The following is a 15,901-nucleotide window of genomic DNA, read 5'->3' on the forward strand; positions in this document are numbered from 1 at the left end:
GGTAGTGTGTGTGGTGGGTATTATAGCTTAAGTGGGCTTTAAAATGAATGTGTTGGGGGAGAAGATGCAATGAGGTTTGCCATCGAAAAGGCCGTCTGAAAAGATTCAGACGGCCTTTTATCAATAAAGGCTTAAACGGCTTCTGCTTCTTCTGCCAAGAAACCGCGCAGTTTTTGCATGGCTTTGGCTTCGATTTGGCGGATGCGTTCGGCAGATACGCCGTATTCTGCTGCTAATTCGTGCAGGGTCAAACCGCCGTCGTCTTGTAACCAGCGGCTTTCAACGATGCGGCGGCTGCGGTCGTCCAATTGCGCCAAGGCATTTTGCAGACCTTCGGTTTGCAGGGCGTAGTGGGCTTGTTTGGACAACTGACGGCTAGGCTCTGCATCGTGGTCGGCCAACCAGTCAATAGGGGCAAAGTTATCCTCGTCATCGTTGTTTTCTGCCATGATGCCGATATCGTGACCGGTCATGCGTTGTTCCATTTCCAAAACTTCGGATAATTTAACGCCCAAATCGTCGGCGATTTCTTGCGCTTCTTTTGGAGACAAGGCATTCAGGTTTTTACGCATGCTGCGCAGATTGAAGAACAGTTTGCGTTGCGGTTTGGTTGTGGCAACGCGGACCAAACGCCAGTTGCGCAAAATGAATTCGTGGATTTCGGCTTTAATCCAATGCACGGCAAATGAAAACAGGCGCGCGCCGCGGCTTGGTTCGTAGCGTTTGACGGCTTTCATCAGGCCGATATTGCCTTCTTGAATCAGGTCGGCTTGGTTGAGGCCGTAGCCGTCGTAACCGCGTGCGATGGACACGACGACGCGAAGATGGGACAGAATAAGCTGTTTGGCGGCGTTGAGGTCGCCTTTTTGTTGACGTTCGGCCAGTTGCGTTTCTTCTTCGGCAGTCAGCATGGGAATGCTATTGACAGTATGAATGTATTGCTCGAGGCTACCGTTGCCGCTGTGGATAACGGGTAATGCAAAAGCTTTATTCATAAAAGGATGCTCTCCTTGATTAGGCCGTCTGAAAACGGCTTTTTGTTTATTGTGCGACAAGCAGTATAACACTGCCTGTGGTTTGTTTTGTTATGGGTTGGATTTTTTCTGTAAATTAACGATAGATTCAATAGTTTTTACTGCTTAAATCGCAAGGGTTGATTGTCTTAGAAAATTTGAGTGATTTGCTAGGTTTTGGCTAAGTATATTACAAACATTCCTGTATGTAAATAGTTTTAGCAATAAAAAAGACCTTGTATAACAAAGTCTTAAAAATTTTATTCTGGTTTCTTCCGGCCAATCAGGATAAGGAATACGCCGATAACGGTCAAAATGCTGATAAGCCATGTTGAGCCGCCTGCCTTCATATAAGGCGTTTCGCCGATATAGCCTTTGACGTGGCCTTCGAGGACGGTTTCTGTATCCGGTTGGGCTTCGGCAACAATCGTGCCTTTAGGGGAAATAATGGCAGTTGCGCCGGTATTGGTGGCGCGAACCATGTAGCGACCCAGCTCCATTGCACGCGCTTGGGACTGTTGAAGCTGCTGATACATGGCATTGGATTTGCCATACCACGCCATATTGCTGATGTTGGCAAGCAGTGTGGAGCGTTTCGCCGTTGCGATGAGTTCGTCGCCGAAACCGTCTTCATAGCAGATATTGAAGGCGACTTTTTGATCTTTCATTACCAACGGCGCTTGGTTGTCGCCGCCTTTTTGAAAGTCGGCCAAAGGCATATCCATCATTTTATAGAGGCGCTCGGTAATGGTGGGCAATGGCTTGTATTCGCCAAATGGAACGAGATGGTTCTTGGCGTAGTAGGGGATGACATCGGAAGTGCTGTTGTGATAGTCGCTCAAATTGATGACTGCATTTTCGTAGCCGTTGCCGTCGGGCGTATATTGGCTGATACCGATGGCCAACGCGCTGCCGTTGCTTTGCGCCTGTTCGGCGAATTGTTCCAAGATGCCTTCGGGCAGGTCTTGGCGCATCAGCGGCAGGGCGGTTTCAGGCAGGATGACGATGTCGGCACTGGTTTTGCTGATTTGTTCGTAGTATTTCTGAATGGTCGGAATGATTTGTTCTTCTTTCCATTTCAGATTTTGCTCGATATTGCCTTGAATCAGGGCAACCGTGCTGGTGCTGCCGTCAGGGCGGGTGTATTCGGTTTGTTGGGAAATGTAGCCGACGGAGCAGAGTGCAACGATAAGGAATAAGGGCAGCAGGCGGTGTTTCAGACGGCCATGATTGTCAATCAGCAACACCAGCCATGCGCTGAGGAAAGCGGTTGCCAGCGTGACCATATGAATGCCGCCCAAAGGCGCGAAGCCTGCCAACGGGCTGTCTTTGATGATTTGGGAATAGCCGATTGCACCCCAGCCGAATCCGGTCAGGAAACGTTCGCGGGCAAATTCTGCCAGCGTCCACAAAATCGGCAGCAGGAGGCCGGTTTTGGCCCAGCGTGACAGGTTACATTTTCTCCACACCCAAAAACAGATGGCCGGATAAAGCGCAAGAAATGCCGGCAGCAGGAAGGTGAGGGGGATGGCGTATGAATCCGGCAAACCCGAAACGTCATGCAAGGCAGTGTGTATCCAATAAAACTGCGCCGTATAACCGATTAATCCGAACAGATAGGCAGTCATGACGGCAAAGCGTGGACGCAATTCAATCAGGCGTATCAGCGCTCCAAACAACAGCGGCATCAGCCAGAAATGATAATACGGGGCGAAAGTGAACGGTGTCGCAGCGGCAATCAAGATAACCAGCGGCCAGTACAGCAGCGGATGTTGCCAATATTGTTCGAGTTTACGGAAAATATTCATGCTTTAAATGGTATTGAGGCCGTCTGAAAAGTTTTCAGACGGCAGGGAAACAAAATCAGTCTTTTTGAAACAATTTCATTGCAGGCAGGACGATTGCGCAAGCTAATGCACCGGCGGCTACTCCGACCACCAAGTTGGCGATATGTTCCATCATGCCGCTGCCCCAATGTTGCGCGTGGAGGAAATCGTGCAAAAAGCCAAGGTTGTGGGCGATCAGTCCGCCGCCGACCAAGAACATCGCCAGCGTGCCGACAATGCTCAAGCCGCGCATAAACCAAGGCATAAATGAAATCAAACCGCGTCCGATACCTTGCACGGCGGCGCTTTTTTGGCGCATCAACATCATGCCGAGGTCGTCAAGTTTGACGATAATGCCGACCAAACCATAGACCAATGCCGTCATGCCGACACCGATGGCGGCCATAACCAAAGAACGCGTCATCAGGTCATATTTTTCAACAACGCCCAGCGCGATAATAATAATTTCGGCGGAGAGGATGAAATCTGTGCGGACCGCGCCTTTCACTTTTGTTTTTTCGTCTGTGACTTCAGGCTCGGTATCGTGTCCGTCTTCGTGTTCATTGCGGTGCAGAAATTTGTACAACAGTTTTTCCACGCCTTCAAAACACAAATACACACCGCCGATCATCAGCAAGGGCGTAATCAGCGCAGGTAGGAAAGCGGAAAGCAACAGCGCAAGCGGCACCAGAATCAGCTTGTTGACCAGAGAGCCTTTTGCCACCGCCCAAATAATCGGCAATTCGCGCTCGGCGGATACGCCGGTTACCTGATTGGCGTTGAGCGCCAAATCGTCACCAACCACGCCGGCGGTTTTTTTGGCGGCGACTTTGGTCATCATCGCTACATCGTCCAAAACGGCGGTGATGTCGTCCAAAAGCGTAAAGAGAGAGGCGAAGGCCATAATGTTGTCCGGATAAAATCAAATAAACGCGCGATTATATATGAAAATTCAGTTGCTTGAATGGTTTCAGACGGCCTTTGACGGAAATTAACCAAAGGCCGTCTGAAAATGCTATTTCGGTGTATAACGTCCCGCCATGGCTTTGTACACCATATTTTCGTATTTTAAAGCTTCATAGCGTTGGTTCAGCAGGTTTTGAGCCGAGCTGTATTCCGTATTCAAAGCTTCCAGCCAGTCTTTCAGCTCGTTTTTACCATGCTGATAGCGTACTTGATAGTAATGGCTGTTTTTCTTGTCCAACTGATAACGTTGTTCTTGATTGGCAAGGCTGGCCTGCGCGTTTTTGTAGGCAAGGTAGTTGGTGTTGACCTCGTTAAGCGCGGTGGTCAGGGCTTTTTCAAAATTCAGCTTGGCACTGTCCATCTCCGCTTCTACGGTTTTGTCTTTCCATTTCATGGTCTGCCAGTTAAGGAAAGGCAGATTGATGGTGGCCGAACCGCCCAACATGGGGATATTGAACGTACTTTTCGCTTTATCGGAAGACGTACTCAAACTTGCACCCAAAGTAATCGACGGATACCAACTGCGTTTTTGCGCGTTGACCGATTGTTGCGACGCTTGCAGGCGGTATTCGGCGGCGCGCAGGTCGGGGCGGTTGGCCAAAACGGTAATCGGTACGTCCAAGTTCACGCCTTTGACAGGCAACAGGCGGAATTGTGCCGGATCGGCGGCCATGTTTTCAGACGGCCTTAAATTCAACAAATTACGCAAAACCTGTTTTTGCGTATCCAAATTGTTTTGCAAAGACAACAGGCTGTTTTCCGCGCTCAGCAATGACTGTTTGGCTTGGGTCGGCTGGCTTGAATCGGCCCGGCCGTAGCGGAACTTGGCATTTGCAATGCGGTTGATTTCCTGATATTGCTTTAACGATTTTTTTGCCAACTCGATGGCTTCGTTCAGATAGGCGATATTGAAATACGCATCGGCGACATTATTAATCAAAGTCAGGCGTGTGTTGGCCATGTCTTCATGCGTGGCTTGATATTCCCATACCTGAGCATCGGCAGTGGCACTGAGTTTACGCCATAAATCCAATTCGTAGCTCAAGCCAAGCTGGCTGCTGAAGGTATTGCCGTGGCTGCCAGTTTTCAGGTTTTTAGAAGCGTTTGCGCCCAATGAGCCGCTGAACGAAGGCACCAAATTCGCACCCAAAATATTGGCTTGGTACAAAGCCTTGTTGACGCTGATGGCGGCCTGTTTTAAATCGACATTGTTCGCCAACGCCTGCTCCATCAGCGCATTAAGCTGCGGGCTTTGGTAGATTTCCCACCAGTTGCCGTTGACATCGTAGCGTTCGGCAGTTTCGGCAGCGCTCATGACTTGGCCGGTCGCTTCCAGCGTCAGGTTCGGATTGGCTTTAGGTGCGACGCACGCACTTAGGGCAAGGGCAACAGCCAATGATAAGACTGCTTGGGAAAAAGGTTTCGTCTTCATAAAAAATCTTTCGGGTAACAGCATTTCAGACGGCCTTAAGATAATAGGCCGTCTGAAACATAATTAATCCTGAGCCAGCGCATTAATCGGGTTAAGCTTGGAAGCTTTGTTGGCGGGCATAAAGCCGAACGCGACGCCGATGGCGGTGGAGCAGACAACTGCGCCGATGACGGAAGTCATGGAAATACTCATTGGGAAGTCGGTGACAAAGTAGTTGAAAACCAAACTGATGCAGGCGGACAACAATACGCCTGACAGGCCGCCGATGATACAGATTAAGACGGCTTCAATCAGGAATTGTTGCAAAATATTGTTGCGGCGTGCGCCGATTGCCATGCGGACACCAATTTCTTTGGTGCGCTCGGTAACGGAAACCAGCATGATGTTCATCACGCCGATACCGCCGACCACCAAAGAGATGACCGCGATGGAAGAAATCAGCAGCGTCATGGTGCCGGTTGTGCTTTCAACCATTTCTTTGATGCTGTCGCTGTTGTTCATAAAGAAGTCTTCTGTACCGTGGCGTGCTTTCAGCAGCTCGGTCAGGCTTTTTTCGGCAACTTGCGTGTTGGCATCGTCTTTGATTTTGACAACGATGGAGTTGGTATAGCTTTCGCCGGTAATTTGGTGCATGACCGTTGTATAAGGCGACCAAAGCATCAGCGAGTCGGAATTGCCGAATGAGTTGTCATCCTTTTTCATAATGCCGATGACGGTTAGCGGACGTTTTTTGAAAAGGATGGTTTTGCCTAAAGGATTGACACCTTCGCCGAAGAGTTTGGTTTTGGTGTTTTGGTCGATGACGACGACTTGGGCATCGGTTTTTACATCGTCATCATCAAACAGACGGCCTTCTTCCAATTTCAAACCGCGCACGTCGAAATATTGTTCGCCTACGCCGTAAAGCGAGGCGGTCAGGTCGGTGTTGCGGTAGGTTAAGGTGCCGCTGGAGTTGGTTTGAGGGGTGGCGGAGGCGACGTAACTTTGTTGGCTGATGGCTTTTGCGTCATTAATCGTCAGTGTCTTGATCCGTCCGCTGCGGCGGTCGCCAAAACCACGGCCGGGGAAGATACTGATGGTGTTTGTGCCCATCGAGTTGATGTCTTCCAAGATTTTTTGTTGAGAACCATTACCCAAGGCCACTACCGATACCACCGAAGCGATACCGATGATGATCCCCAGCATGGTCAGCAGCGAACGCATTTTGTGCGCCATAATCGCCTGTACCGACATTTTGAATGCTTCCATAAATTGATCGTAATAAAACGACCAGGAAGCTTTTTCTTTAATCCTCTCCACTTTGCTTGGCAGAATATCGGGATTTTTAGACGTATCCGAAATAATCTGACCGTCGCGGATTTCGATGACGCGGTTTGCGTTTGCCGCAATGCCCGGATCGTGGGTAACCATAATCACGGTATGCCCGTCTTCGTGCAGCTTGTGGATGATTTCCATCACGTTTTTACCGCTGGCGGTATCCAATGCGCCGGTCGGTTCGTCGGCAAAGATGATTTCGCCGCCGTTCATTAACGCGCGGGCAATCGAAACGCGTTGTTGCTGACCGCCGGAAAGCTCGCTGGGTTTGTTGCCTTCTTTATTTTGTAAGCCCAAATCGCCCAACAGTTTTTCCGCACGTTCCGCACGCTCTTTGCTGTCCATACCCATATACACGGCAGGCAGGGCGACGTTGTCCCGGGCGGTCAGCGAGCTTAACAGGTTGTAACGCTGGAAAATAAAGCCGAAACGCTCACGGCGCAAAGCCGCCAGCTCATCCGGCTGCATTTGCGATGTTTCGATGCCGTCGATTTGATAAGAGCCGGAAGTGGCGGTATCCAGACAGCCCAAAATATTCATCAGCGTCGATTTGCCTGAGCCGGACTGTCCGATAATCGCTACAAAGTCGCCTTTCTCAATAGAAAGGCTGACATCTTTCAATACGTGTACACGGTTTTCACCGCTACCGAAAAAACGGTTGATATTCTTACATTCGATTAAACTCATAATCTTTCCGGGCGAAAAATAGAAATACAGGAACTAAGGCCGTCTGAAACACAGCCAAACCTTTCAGACGGCCTTAATCAATCAGCGAGGAGGGCCGCCACCCATCATCGCGCGTTCACTGCTCTTATTCTTTTCATCTGCGCTCATTTCAGAAACGATCACTTTTTCGCCTTCTTTCAAGCCGCTTTTGATTTCGGTATTCATGCTGTCTTTCAAACCGACGGTCACTTCGCGTTCTACCGCTTTATTGTCTGCGCCTAAAATGCTGACATAGGATTTGCCGTTATGCTTTTTTACGGTCAGCGTCGGTACCAGTAAGACATTCTTCACGCCGTTGATTTCGATCGTGTTTTGAGTGGTCATACCGATGGAAAGTTTGCCTTCGGGATTCGGTACCAGTGCGCGGGCATAGTAGTAAATCGCATTGGAAGTCGTGTCCGTGCTGCTGGTGTAGTTGCCCAAAGACATGGTGGTCAGGCCGGGGTCGACACTGTCTAATTTCGCTTTAATCGGGGTGTCCGGCTCGGACAAAATGGTGAACGAAATATCCTGACCGGCTTTGACTTTCGTGATGTCGCCTTCGGCAATCTGCATTTTGTTCAACATGGTTTCCAGATTGGCCAGCTGGATAATGGTCGGCGTAGATTGCGCTGCATTGACGGATTGGCCTTCTTCAACAGGAATGGCGACCACAGTGCCGTCCATGGTGGCGGTAATCCGCGTGTGGCCCAGTTCGGATTCAGCCGTATTAATCGAGATTTTTGATTGTTTGATGGAGGCCTTCAGTTCGGTGACATTCGCTTTGGCTGCGGCTAAAGAGTCTTGTGCAGATTCCAAGTTTTCCTTGGAAGTTGCCTGTTCTTTCCATAAGGCAAGTTCGCGTTTATATTTTTTCTCCGCACTGGAAAGCGCGATTTCGGCAGAAACCAATTTTGCCTGATAGGTTTCCAGTTTGGATTTTTCGGTATTTAAGGTATTGATCTGATTGGTTGAGTCGATTTCCGCAATCAGATCACCTTTTTTCACTTGTTGGCCCAGTTTCACATACAGTTTTTTAATCTGACCTGAAGCTTCCGCGCCTACGGATACCAAATTGGAAGGTGAGATTTCGCCGGTTGCCGACACGGTTTGACGGATATCGCCGCGTTTGACCACTTCTGTAATAAAAGAAGACTGAGGCTCAGGCTTCATCAAAGACCAGCCGCCGAAAGCTGCAGCCACGATAACAGCCGTACCGGCCGCCCACTTGAAAACTTTAGACATATAAAAGGAACCAATTCAATAAAATAACGTCGCAGACAAGCAACAAATGTATTGATAGAAACAAAAAAACAACTGGATTTTACTGTAAAGACCAAGGCCAACCAAGAGACGGTCGGCTCAAATTGAAGTTTAACTTATTGAAATAAAAAATAAAGGGCAGTAAGCATTTTTCAGAACTTGCACCTCATTTACATAAATTCCCAAACTCCCTCCGAATCTGAACATTTAAGCCGCAAGAAAACTACTATAATATCCACGTCTTATTCCAATTATTAACGACACAAATAAAATGAAACACCAACAAGGCTTCACGCTTATCGAGCTGCTGATAGTCGTTTTGATTGCAGCCATTCTTGCTACCATCGCCTATCCGTCTTATCAAAACTACATCCGCCAAACGCGTCTCGCATCCGTCCGCACACAGATGCTGCATAATGCCCAACAACTTGAACGCTACTATACTCAAAAAAGTACTTTTAAGGATTTTCCTGCCGAAAATTTGCAGCAGAATCAATATTTCGATATTAGTTTTTCCGAAGGTGCGGATCCTTCCGATTCAGGTTATATTTTGAAGGCTGTACCCAATAAAGAAACCAATGCTGATGAAACTTGTACTGTTTATTACAACGACAGCGGTATCATTTGGGCAAACAGCGATAAACAAAACTGCCCCGGTTATGAAATGCCCCTAGATGAGAAATAAACAAAGGCCGTCTGAAATTCAGACGGCCTTTTTGATGGTTTGGCTGTATAAGCACATTAGCTTAAACAGGGCAAAGATCGGTAATCCCGACCTGATGTGAAGTTAATCCTTAGCCTTTGCGGCGCGGTTCGTCAGGGCGGATGCGGGAAGCCAGTTGGTCGAGGATGCCGTTGACGAATTTATGGCCATCGGTGCCGCCGAAAGTTTTGGTGACTTCGATGGCTTCGTTGATGATGACAGGATAGGGGGTCTCAGGCATAGTGCTCAGCTCATGGCAGGCAACCAGCAAAACGGCGCGTTCGATAGGGCTGAGGTCTTTTTCGTCGCGGTCGAGCAGGGGACTGATTTTTTCCATGTATTCTTCGGCATGGGTTTGTGCGCCGAAAAACAGTTTGTTGAACAGCTCTTCATCCATATTGGATGTTTGGGACAGTTCGTGGATGTTTTTAGCGATTTCAGGAGCGGCGGTTTTGTTGATGCCTGCTTGATAAATGGCTTGTACGGCAAGCTCGCGTGCGCGGCGGCGTGGGCTTTTCATGGGTATTCCTTGTGAAGAGAGTGCCGATGGTTGTCGGCTGAATATTGAATGATTCAGACGGCCTCAATGTCATGATTGGGAGGCCGTCTGAAAATATGCGGTATTCAATACGGGGAGAAGCTTATTCTTCGTCGTCTTCGTATTGTTCTGACAAAAGATGGTTGACCAAGTTGGCACATTCTACGGCAACTTTGGCGGCATCGGAGGCTTTTTCTTCGATGCGTGCAACGGCTTGTTCGTCGTTTTCAGTCGTCAGGATGGCGTTGGCGATAGGGATGTTGTAGTCAAGGGCAACGCGGCTGACACCTGCGCCGGACTCATTAGATACCAATTCAAAGTGGTAAGTTTCGCCACGAATGACAACGCCGATGGCAATCAGGGCATCGAATTGTTCGGATGAAGCAAGGTTCATCAGCGCGATAGGCACTTCAAGCGCTCCGGGAACGGTGGCAAGCGTGATGTTGTCTTCGGATACGCCCAATTCTTTCAAGGTGCGGCAGCAAACTTTGACCATTTCGCTGCCGATTTCGTTGGTGAAGCGGGCTTGAACGATGCCGATGCGCAGGTTGGTGCCATCGAGGCGTGGTTCGATAATGTTCATGATGATTCCTTCAGTATTTGTGAAATAGGGATTCGGCTCGGTTTCAGACGGCCTTGTTATAAAGTAGGTCGTCTGAAACGAAATAGGGATGGGTTATTCTTGCGGCTGCCAATCGGCAACGGCTTGGAACTCGCCGTCTTCGTTCAATTCCCACGCGCTGCCTTCTGCTTGAGCCAGCAGGGGCGCGATGTCGGGATTGTCTGCGGTAATGGCAGAGAGGCTGACAATGCTGAAATTGTCGGGATTGTCGGTGTATTCGTCAGTTTCGTCGCCGCTGAAAATACGCCAGCCGCTGTCGTTTTCAAATACGGGGGCTTCGCGGTAGAGGAAGCCGACGGGCTCGCCTTGTTCGGCGACGGTGTTGGTGACGATGCAGCGGTCGAGCGCTGCGGCCAATGCTTGGGCAAATTTGTTCATGGAGTTGACAAAGAGATGATTTGGCATGATTTTACACGATTCGCCGCTTTTCCGCACGGATGTGTGCAGGGGCGGTTTGATGGTACAATGTCGGCAAGTGCCGTCAGGTTTGAATATGACGGCTTTTGATTGTTTATCGGCTTGAGGGACGCAAGAAACAATGAGCCAAAATAAAAAAGTTGCCGGTGTAGCCTTTTTATTTTGTTTCACTGCGGATGAGGCGTATTTTCGGGCTGTTTTTTGAAAGTATGGAATGAAACCTGATTTGCTCAAACAGCAGGCGCATCGAGCGATTCAAAAGCGCCTGGGCTATGAGTTCCGCAATATGGAGCTGCTTCAGCAGGCTTTGACCCACCGCAGCTACAATGCCAAACACAATGAGCGTTTTGAATTTGTCGGCGATTCGATTTTGAACTATTCCGTGGCGCGGATGTTGTTTGACGCGTTTCCGAAATTGTCGGAAGGCGAGTTGTCGCGAATGCGCGCGGCTTTGGTGAATGAAGGTGTATTGGCTGAAATTGCGTTGGAAATGAATGTCGGCGACGGTTTGTATTTGGGTGCCGGCGAGTTGAAGAGCGGCGGTTTCAGACGGCCTTCGATTTTGGCCGACGCGATGGAGGCGATGTTTGCGGCGGTCAGCTTTGACGCTGATTTTTCTGCGGCGGAAAAAGTGGTTCGCCATTTGTTTGCGGAACGCGTGAAACGTGCGGATTTGAATATCGGCAAGAAAGACAGTAAAACCGCTTTGCAGGAAGCCTTGCAGGCACGCCGCTTTGCCCTGCCGAAATACCGAATCGAAGAGCAGGCGGAGCAGACGGCTGATGCGATGTTTGTGATTTCCTGTGATTTGGGTGAACTCGGTTTCATCTGCAATGCACGCGGCAGCAGTCGGAAAGTGGCCGAGCAAAAAGCGGCATGTGAAGCCTTAGAATGGTTGGAACAGAAGTTTCCTTTGAAAAAATCTAAAAAATAATATTTCAGACGGCCTTTGAGAAAATGCAAAGGCCGTCTGAAACAATCAAGAAAGTCATATATAAATGGATATCGAAACCTTTTTGCAAAACGAGTCGCAACACCCGACGGATTATCGTTGCGGCTTTGTGGCCATCGTGGGTCGCCCGAATGTCGGCAAATCCACGTTAATGAACCATTTAATCGGTCAGAAAATCAGTATTACCAGTAAAAAAGCACAAACCACGCGCAACCGTGTCACCGGTATTTACACCGACGATACAGCGCAATTTGTGTTTGTCGATACCCCGGGTTTCCAAACCAATCACCGCAATGCCTTGAACGACCGTCTTAATCAAAACGTAACCGAAGCGCTGAGCGGTGTGGATGTGGTGGTTTTTGTGGTGGAAGCCATGCGCTTTACCGATGCCGACCGCGTGGTGTTGAAGCAGTTGCCTAAGCATACGCCTGTGGTATTGGTGGTCAATAAAATCGATAAAGATAAAGCCAAAGATAAATTTGCGCTTGAGGCTTTTATCAATGAAGTGCGCCAAGAGTTTGAGTTTACTGCCAGCGAGGCAGTCAGCGCGAAACATGGCCTGCGTATTGCCAATCTGCTGGAACTGCTCAAGCCTTATCTGCCGGAAAGTATCCCGATGTATCCGGAAGATATGGTGACGGATAAATCCAGCCGATTCCTGGCGATGGAGATTGTGCGCGAAAAATTGTTCCGCTATTTGGGCGAAGAGTTGCCATATGCGATGAATGTTGAAGTGGAGCAGTTTGAGGAAGAGGAAAGCGGACTGTTCCGTATTTATATCGCGGTGTTGGTTGATAAAGACAGCCAAAAGGCGATTTTGATTGGCAAGGGTGGGGAGAAATTGAAGAAAATTTCTACTGAAGCCCGCCTTGATATGGAAAAATTGTTTGATACCAAAGTCTTTTTGAAGATTTGGGTGAAAGTAAAATCCGGTTGGGCAGACGATATTCGTTTCCTGCGCGAATTGGGTTTGTAATTTAATGTATTCAAACAAAAGGCCGTCTGAAAAATTTTCAGACGGCCTTTTGTTTTTTTGTTTTATCAAGACAACAATTCAGCCAGGCGTTTGACGATTTCATCCGCGGCTTCGCGTTTGGATGTTTCCGGAAATGAGGTTTCGGCAAGGTCATCAATAATGGTAATTTGGTTGGTTGGCTTGCCCATGGAAACGGAGACTTGGTTGGCCACCAGCATCGGTACGTTTTTGCGCAAACGTTTTGCCCGGGCAAATTCCAAAACCTGATGGCTTTCCGCAGCAAAGCCGACGCAGAATGGTGGAGAAGGCAGGGTAGCAACGGATGCAAGAATATCCGGATTTTCCGTCAGTTCGATAACCGGGGGTTGATTGCCGTTTTTCTTCAGTTTCTCGTTGCTGCTGTTTTTGACTTTATAGTCTGCAACGGCTGCAACGGAAATAAAAACATCTTGTTCATGGATATGGCGGTGAACTGCCTGATACATGGCTTCTGCGCTGACAGCCTGTTCGGGATGAGCCAAGCCTGCGGGTAAGGCCGTCTGAATTTGACCGTAAATCAGCGTGACTTTTGCTCCGGCAGCACGACACGCACGCGCTAAAGCCATGCCCATTTGTCCGCTGGAAATATTGGTAATGCCGCGGACAGGATCGATGGCTTCAAACGTTGCGCCGGCTGTAATCAGAACTTTTTTGCCGCTCAATAGCTTGGGTGTCCATAAATCCTCTAACAAATCTGCCAGATCGACCGCTTCGACCATTCTGCCTGTACCTGTTTCGCCGCAAGCCTGTTCGCCACTGTTTGGGTAAAACACGGTAATGCCGTCTGAAACCAGTTGCTCAATATTGCGCAGGTTAGCAGGGTTGTTCCACATTTCGACATTCATTGCAGGCGCAACGGCCAAAGGACATTTTCTGGCTGCGGCCAAAGTAGTCAGAAGGTTGTCGGCCAATCCGTTGGCAATTTTGGCAATCGTATTGGCAGTTGCAGGCGCAATAAGAAATGTGTCAGCTTCACGCGTCAGATTGATGTGCGCCATGCCATTATTGGAAGCACCTGAATAGGTATCCGATAAAACAGGATTGCCGGTTAAAGCTTGGAAAGTCAGAGGAGAGACAAATTCTGTCGCAGAATCTGTCATTACCACTGATACAGAATATCCTTGCTTTTTCAGTAGTCTGACCAGTTCGCAAGATTTATACGCCGCAATACTGCCGGTAATACCGAGAAGAATGTGTTTGCTCATAAATAATGGGTTCATTAAATGAGATATATTAGGAATCAAATCAAATTAGATTTGTTCGATGTTGATTCTGGCTAGTTTTGCTTTAATCGCATTACCATATCTCTTCGGCAAGAACGCTGAAACCACCCCGTTTTTCACTTCAGTCACATAACTGCAGACTTTAAATTCAGGAACAACATTGAGCGAGTAGTCCGGATTGACCAAAGGCGAAGCACTGGAGTACAGCGTCCATCTTGCCAGACTGCCGTCTTCATAATCAGTCGTTGCGTTAAAGCTGGTAACCCCTTCGCTGAAAGCGATTTGATAATTAGAGTAGAACTCGCCGGGAATTTTGTGTGCATTACAGAAATCAAATAATCTGTCATGTGCAAACAGATTCTGACGGATATAGGCCCACAATTCTTTTTCTAGAAAATCTTGGTCGGCAAAATGTCTGGAAGGGTAGCCCTCATCGACAAAGTTTTGAATCCTTTCCTGCATATCTGGGACTGCACCCGCTTTAGCCCCCCACATACCCGCAAGAATCAGGGCAGTATGCGAGCCTGAGTCGCGAATAGTGTGGAATAGTGTGCCACTTTTTATCCATTCGGATACGGCTGCAGCATCACGATAGCAAATAATAGAATCTGCATCACGGAAAATAACGTATTCAACATCGGGATCATTAATGGCAAGAAAGCGCCACATCGTACCCGGCCAGTTGTCCAACGGTGCGCCAACCTTAATTACTTCTGCTCCGTTATTTCTAAATCGTTGAATAGCTTCAGCCGATACAGAATCGTCGACATAAAAACGACATGTCCAACCGGGGAAAAGCACAGGCGCAAGCTGGGTGTTTAAGACGGCAGGCTCAATATATTTGGAATTATTGCCAAATAAAGAAAAGGAGATAATCCGTTTGCCGTTTTTTGGAGCCGGTGTCGGAATGATTTCATGTTCTAGGCCTGGGATGGCTTTATCTTTTAGAACCAAAGCCTGATGACCGTAAAACCCGGTTTTTTCCCAGTTATCTAAAGCGCCGTAAGCATGTGCAAGTAAATCCAAAGCAGGAATATAGGTACTATCCAGCTCTAACGTTTTCATTTCAGCCTCAATGGCTTTTTCCCATTTCAATTGCTTCAGATAGGCATAAGCAACTTTGTGATGAAATTCGACAGATTGTGGATTGAGAAGGCAAAGAATCTCGGCACGTTTTAGCGCTTCCTCGTAATTTTCCTCTTCGATAAAAGAGTGATATGCTTGTTCAAATTTTTGTTGAATCTTTTCGTTACTCATAATAGGGACATTCTAAATTTATAATTGTTTTAGTTGGAGAAAGTAGAGATTGTAAGAGTAGATGGGACTAAAGCGCCAGTAATATAGAGATATAGAGTGTTTGAATGTGGCAATTAAGAGTAAAGCCGCAGGAGTATTTATCTTTGGGTATCTGTTTTATCTATCGAACGATAAAATCCAATAAATTTTAAATTATTTAAATACAGATAGTTGTGAAAAATTTTAATTTTTTTTGAAATTGGGTGTTGACTGGTTTTGCTGGGAGGCGTATAGTTCGGTTCTTCGCTGCTGACGCGGTGAAGAAAACGAAGCAGACAGTATAACACAGTTGGTTGAAATTTTCGATAATTTTAGTTGACATTTGCTAAATGTACTGTATAATTCGATTCGCTCTTTAAAAAACAGATTACCGATAAGTGTGAGTGCATTAGGCCTCACACTGTTTGAAAGACAGACAAGATGATGTTTTAGACATTGTTCTGTCGGTTTCTTTGAAGCAGACCAGAAGTTATAAGTTAGAGATTGAATATAAGAGTTTGATCCTGGCTCAGATTGAACGCTGGCGGCATGCTTTACACATGCAAGTCGGACGGCAGCACAGAGAAGCTTGCTTCTTGGGTGGCGAGTGGCGAACGGGTGAGTAATATATCGGAAC

14 protein-coding genes and 1 rRNA gene are annotated in these 15,901 nt (G+C 47.9%); 4 read left to right on the top strand and 11 right to left on the bottom strand.

Translation table 11 applies throughout. The features are described 5' to 3' along the window. Positions 1–131 precede the first annotated feature (131 nt). The 6 genes from rpoH to ACTHTU_RS10485 all read right to left on the bottom strand — a co-directional run bounded on the left by rpoH (position 132) and on the right by ACTHTU_RS10485 (position 8,501). Entirely contained in the window at positions 132–995 is an 864-nt protein-coding gene (gene rpoH, locus ACTHTU_RS10460) for an RNA polymerase sigma factor RpoH (protein ID WP_004519690.1), read from the bottom strand. 278 nt (positions 996–1,273) lie between these two features. Further along, positions 1,274–2,821, bottom strand: a complete 1,548-nt coding sequence (gene lnt / locus ACTHTU_RS10465; RefSeq protein WP_440362501.1) for an apolipoprotein N-acyltransferase — start codon at positions 2,819–2,821, stop codon at positions 1,274–1,276. A gap of 55 nt (positions 2,822–2,876) precedes the next feature. Continuing rightward, on the bottom strand, positions 2,877–3,743 hold the full coding sequence (locus ACTHTU_RS10470; protein ID WP_440362502.1) for a DUF808 domain-containing protein: 867 nt from the start codon (positions 3,741–3,743) through the stop codon (positions 2,877–2,879). A gap of 111 nt (positions 3,744–3,854) precedes the next feature. After that, complete coding sequence (locus ACTHTU_RS10475) at positions 3,855–5,237, bottom strand: efflux transporter outer membrane subunit (RefSeq protein WP_440362503.1); 1,383 nt, start codon at positions 5,235–5,237, stop codon at positions 3,855–3,857. 63 nt (positions 5,238–5,300) lie between these two features. Next, on the bottom strand, positions 5,301–7,238 hold the full coding sequence (locus ACTHTU_RS10480; protein ID WP_440362504.1) for a MacB family efflux pump subunit: 1,938 nt from the start codon (positions 7,236–7,238) through the stop codon (positions 5,301–5,303). A gap of 81 nt (positions 7,239–7,319) precedes the next feature. Then, on the bottom strand, positions 7,320–8,501 hold the full coding sequence (locus tag ACTHTU_RS10485; RefSeq protein ID WP_440362505.1) for an efflux RND transporter periplasmic adaptor subunit: 1,182 nt from the start codon (positions 8,499–8,501) through the stop codon (positions 7,320–7,322). A gap of 289 nt (positions 8,502–8,790) precedes the next feature. Between ACTHTU_RS10485 and ACTHTU_RS10490 the strand changes: the two genes are divergently transcribed. After that, positions 8,791–9,204, top strand: coding sequence for a type IV pilin protein (locus tag ACTHTU_RS10490; RefSeq protein ID WP_440362506.1), 414 nt, complete (start codon positions 8,791–8,793; stop codon positions 9,202–9,204). A 109-nt stretch (positions 9,205–9,313) separates the two neighbouring features. Here the strand turns inward: ACTHTU_RS10490 and nusB are convergent, their stop codons facing one another. The 3 genes from nusB to ACTHTU_RS10505 form a co-directional block, all read right to left on the bottom strand. Further along, positions 9,314–9,742, bottom strand: coding sequence for a transcription antitermination factor NusB (nusB, locus tag ACTHTU_RS10495; protein WP_049350952.1), 429 nt, complete (start codon positions 9,740–9,742; stop codon positions 9,314–9,316). A 121-nt stretch (positions 9,743–9,863) separates the two neighbouring features. Then, positions 9,864–10,343, bottom strand: coding sequence for a 6,7-dimethyl-8-ribityllumazine synthase (ribH, locus tag ACTHTU_RS10500; protein ID WP_036493252.1), 480 nt, complete (start codon positions 10,341–10,343; stop codon positions 9,864–9,866). A gap of 93 nt (positions 10,344–10,436) precedes the next feature. After that, positions 10,437–10,760 (bottom strand): DUF2185 domain-containing protein, encoded by a 324-nt coding sequence (locus ACTHTU_RS10505; RefSeq protein WP_371508234.1) that lies wholly within the window; start codon positions 10,758–10,760, stop codon positions 10,437–10,439. A gap of 253 nt (positions 10,761–11,013) precedes the next feature. On the opposite strand from ACTHTU_RS10505, the gene rnc reads away from it, so the two are divergent. Together rnc and era are read left to right on the top strand one after the other, a co-directional pair. Continuing rightward, entirely contained in the window at positions 11,014–11,733 is a 720-nt protein-coding gene (rnc, locus tag ACTHTU_RS10510) for a ribonuclease III (RefSeq protein ID WP_003748556.1), read from the top strand. Positions 11,734–11,797: 64 nt separating this feature from the next. Beyond that, entirely contained in the window at positions 11,798–12,727 is a 930-nt protein-coding gene (gene era / locus ACTHTU_RS10515) for a GTPase Era (protein WP_003679342.1), read from the top strand. A 65-nt stretch (positions 12,728–12,792) separates the two neighbouring features. Here the strand turns inward: era and coaBC are convergent, their stop codons facing one another. Both coaBC and ACTHTU_RS10525 read right to left on the bottom strand, forming a co-directional pair. Beyond that, entirely contained in the window at positions 12,793–13,971 is a 1,179-nt protein-coding gene (gene coaBC, locus ACTHTU_RS10520; protein WP_440362507.1) for a bifunctional phosphopantothenoylcysteine decarboxylase/phosphopantothenate--cysteine ligase CoaBC, read from the bottom strand. Between the two features lie 45 nt (positions 13,972–14,016). Next, the gene (locus ACTHTU_RS10525) at positions 14,017–15,246 is read right to left on the bottom strand and encodes a tetratricopeptide repeat protein (RefSeq protein WP_440362508.1); all 1,230 of its coding nucleotides are present in this window, start codon (positions 15,244–15,246) and stop codon (positions 14,017–14,019) included. A gap of 524 nt (positions 15,247–15,770) precedes the next feature. Between ACTHTU_RS10525 and ACTHTU_RS10530 the strand changes: the two genes are divergently transcribed. Further along, positions 15,771–15,901, top strand: a 16S ribosomal RNA gene (locus ACTHTU_RS10530); the annotation flags it as partial.

Origin of the sequence: Neisseria sp. P0020.S005 (genome assembly GCF_051957055.1) — a bacterium.
Lineage (GTDB): Bacteria > Pseudomonadota > Gammaproteobacteria > Burkholderiales > Neisseriaceae > Neisseria > Neisseria subflava_A.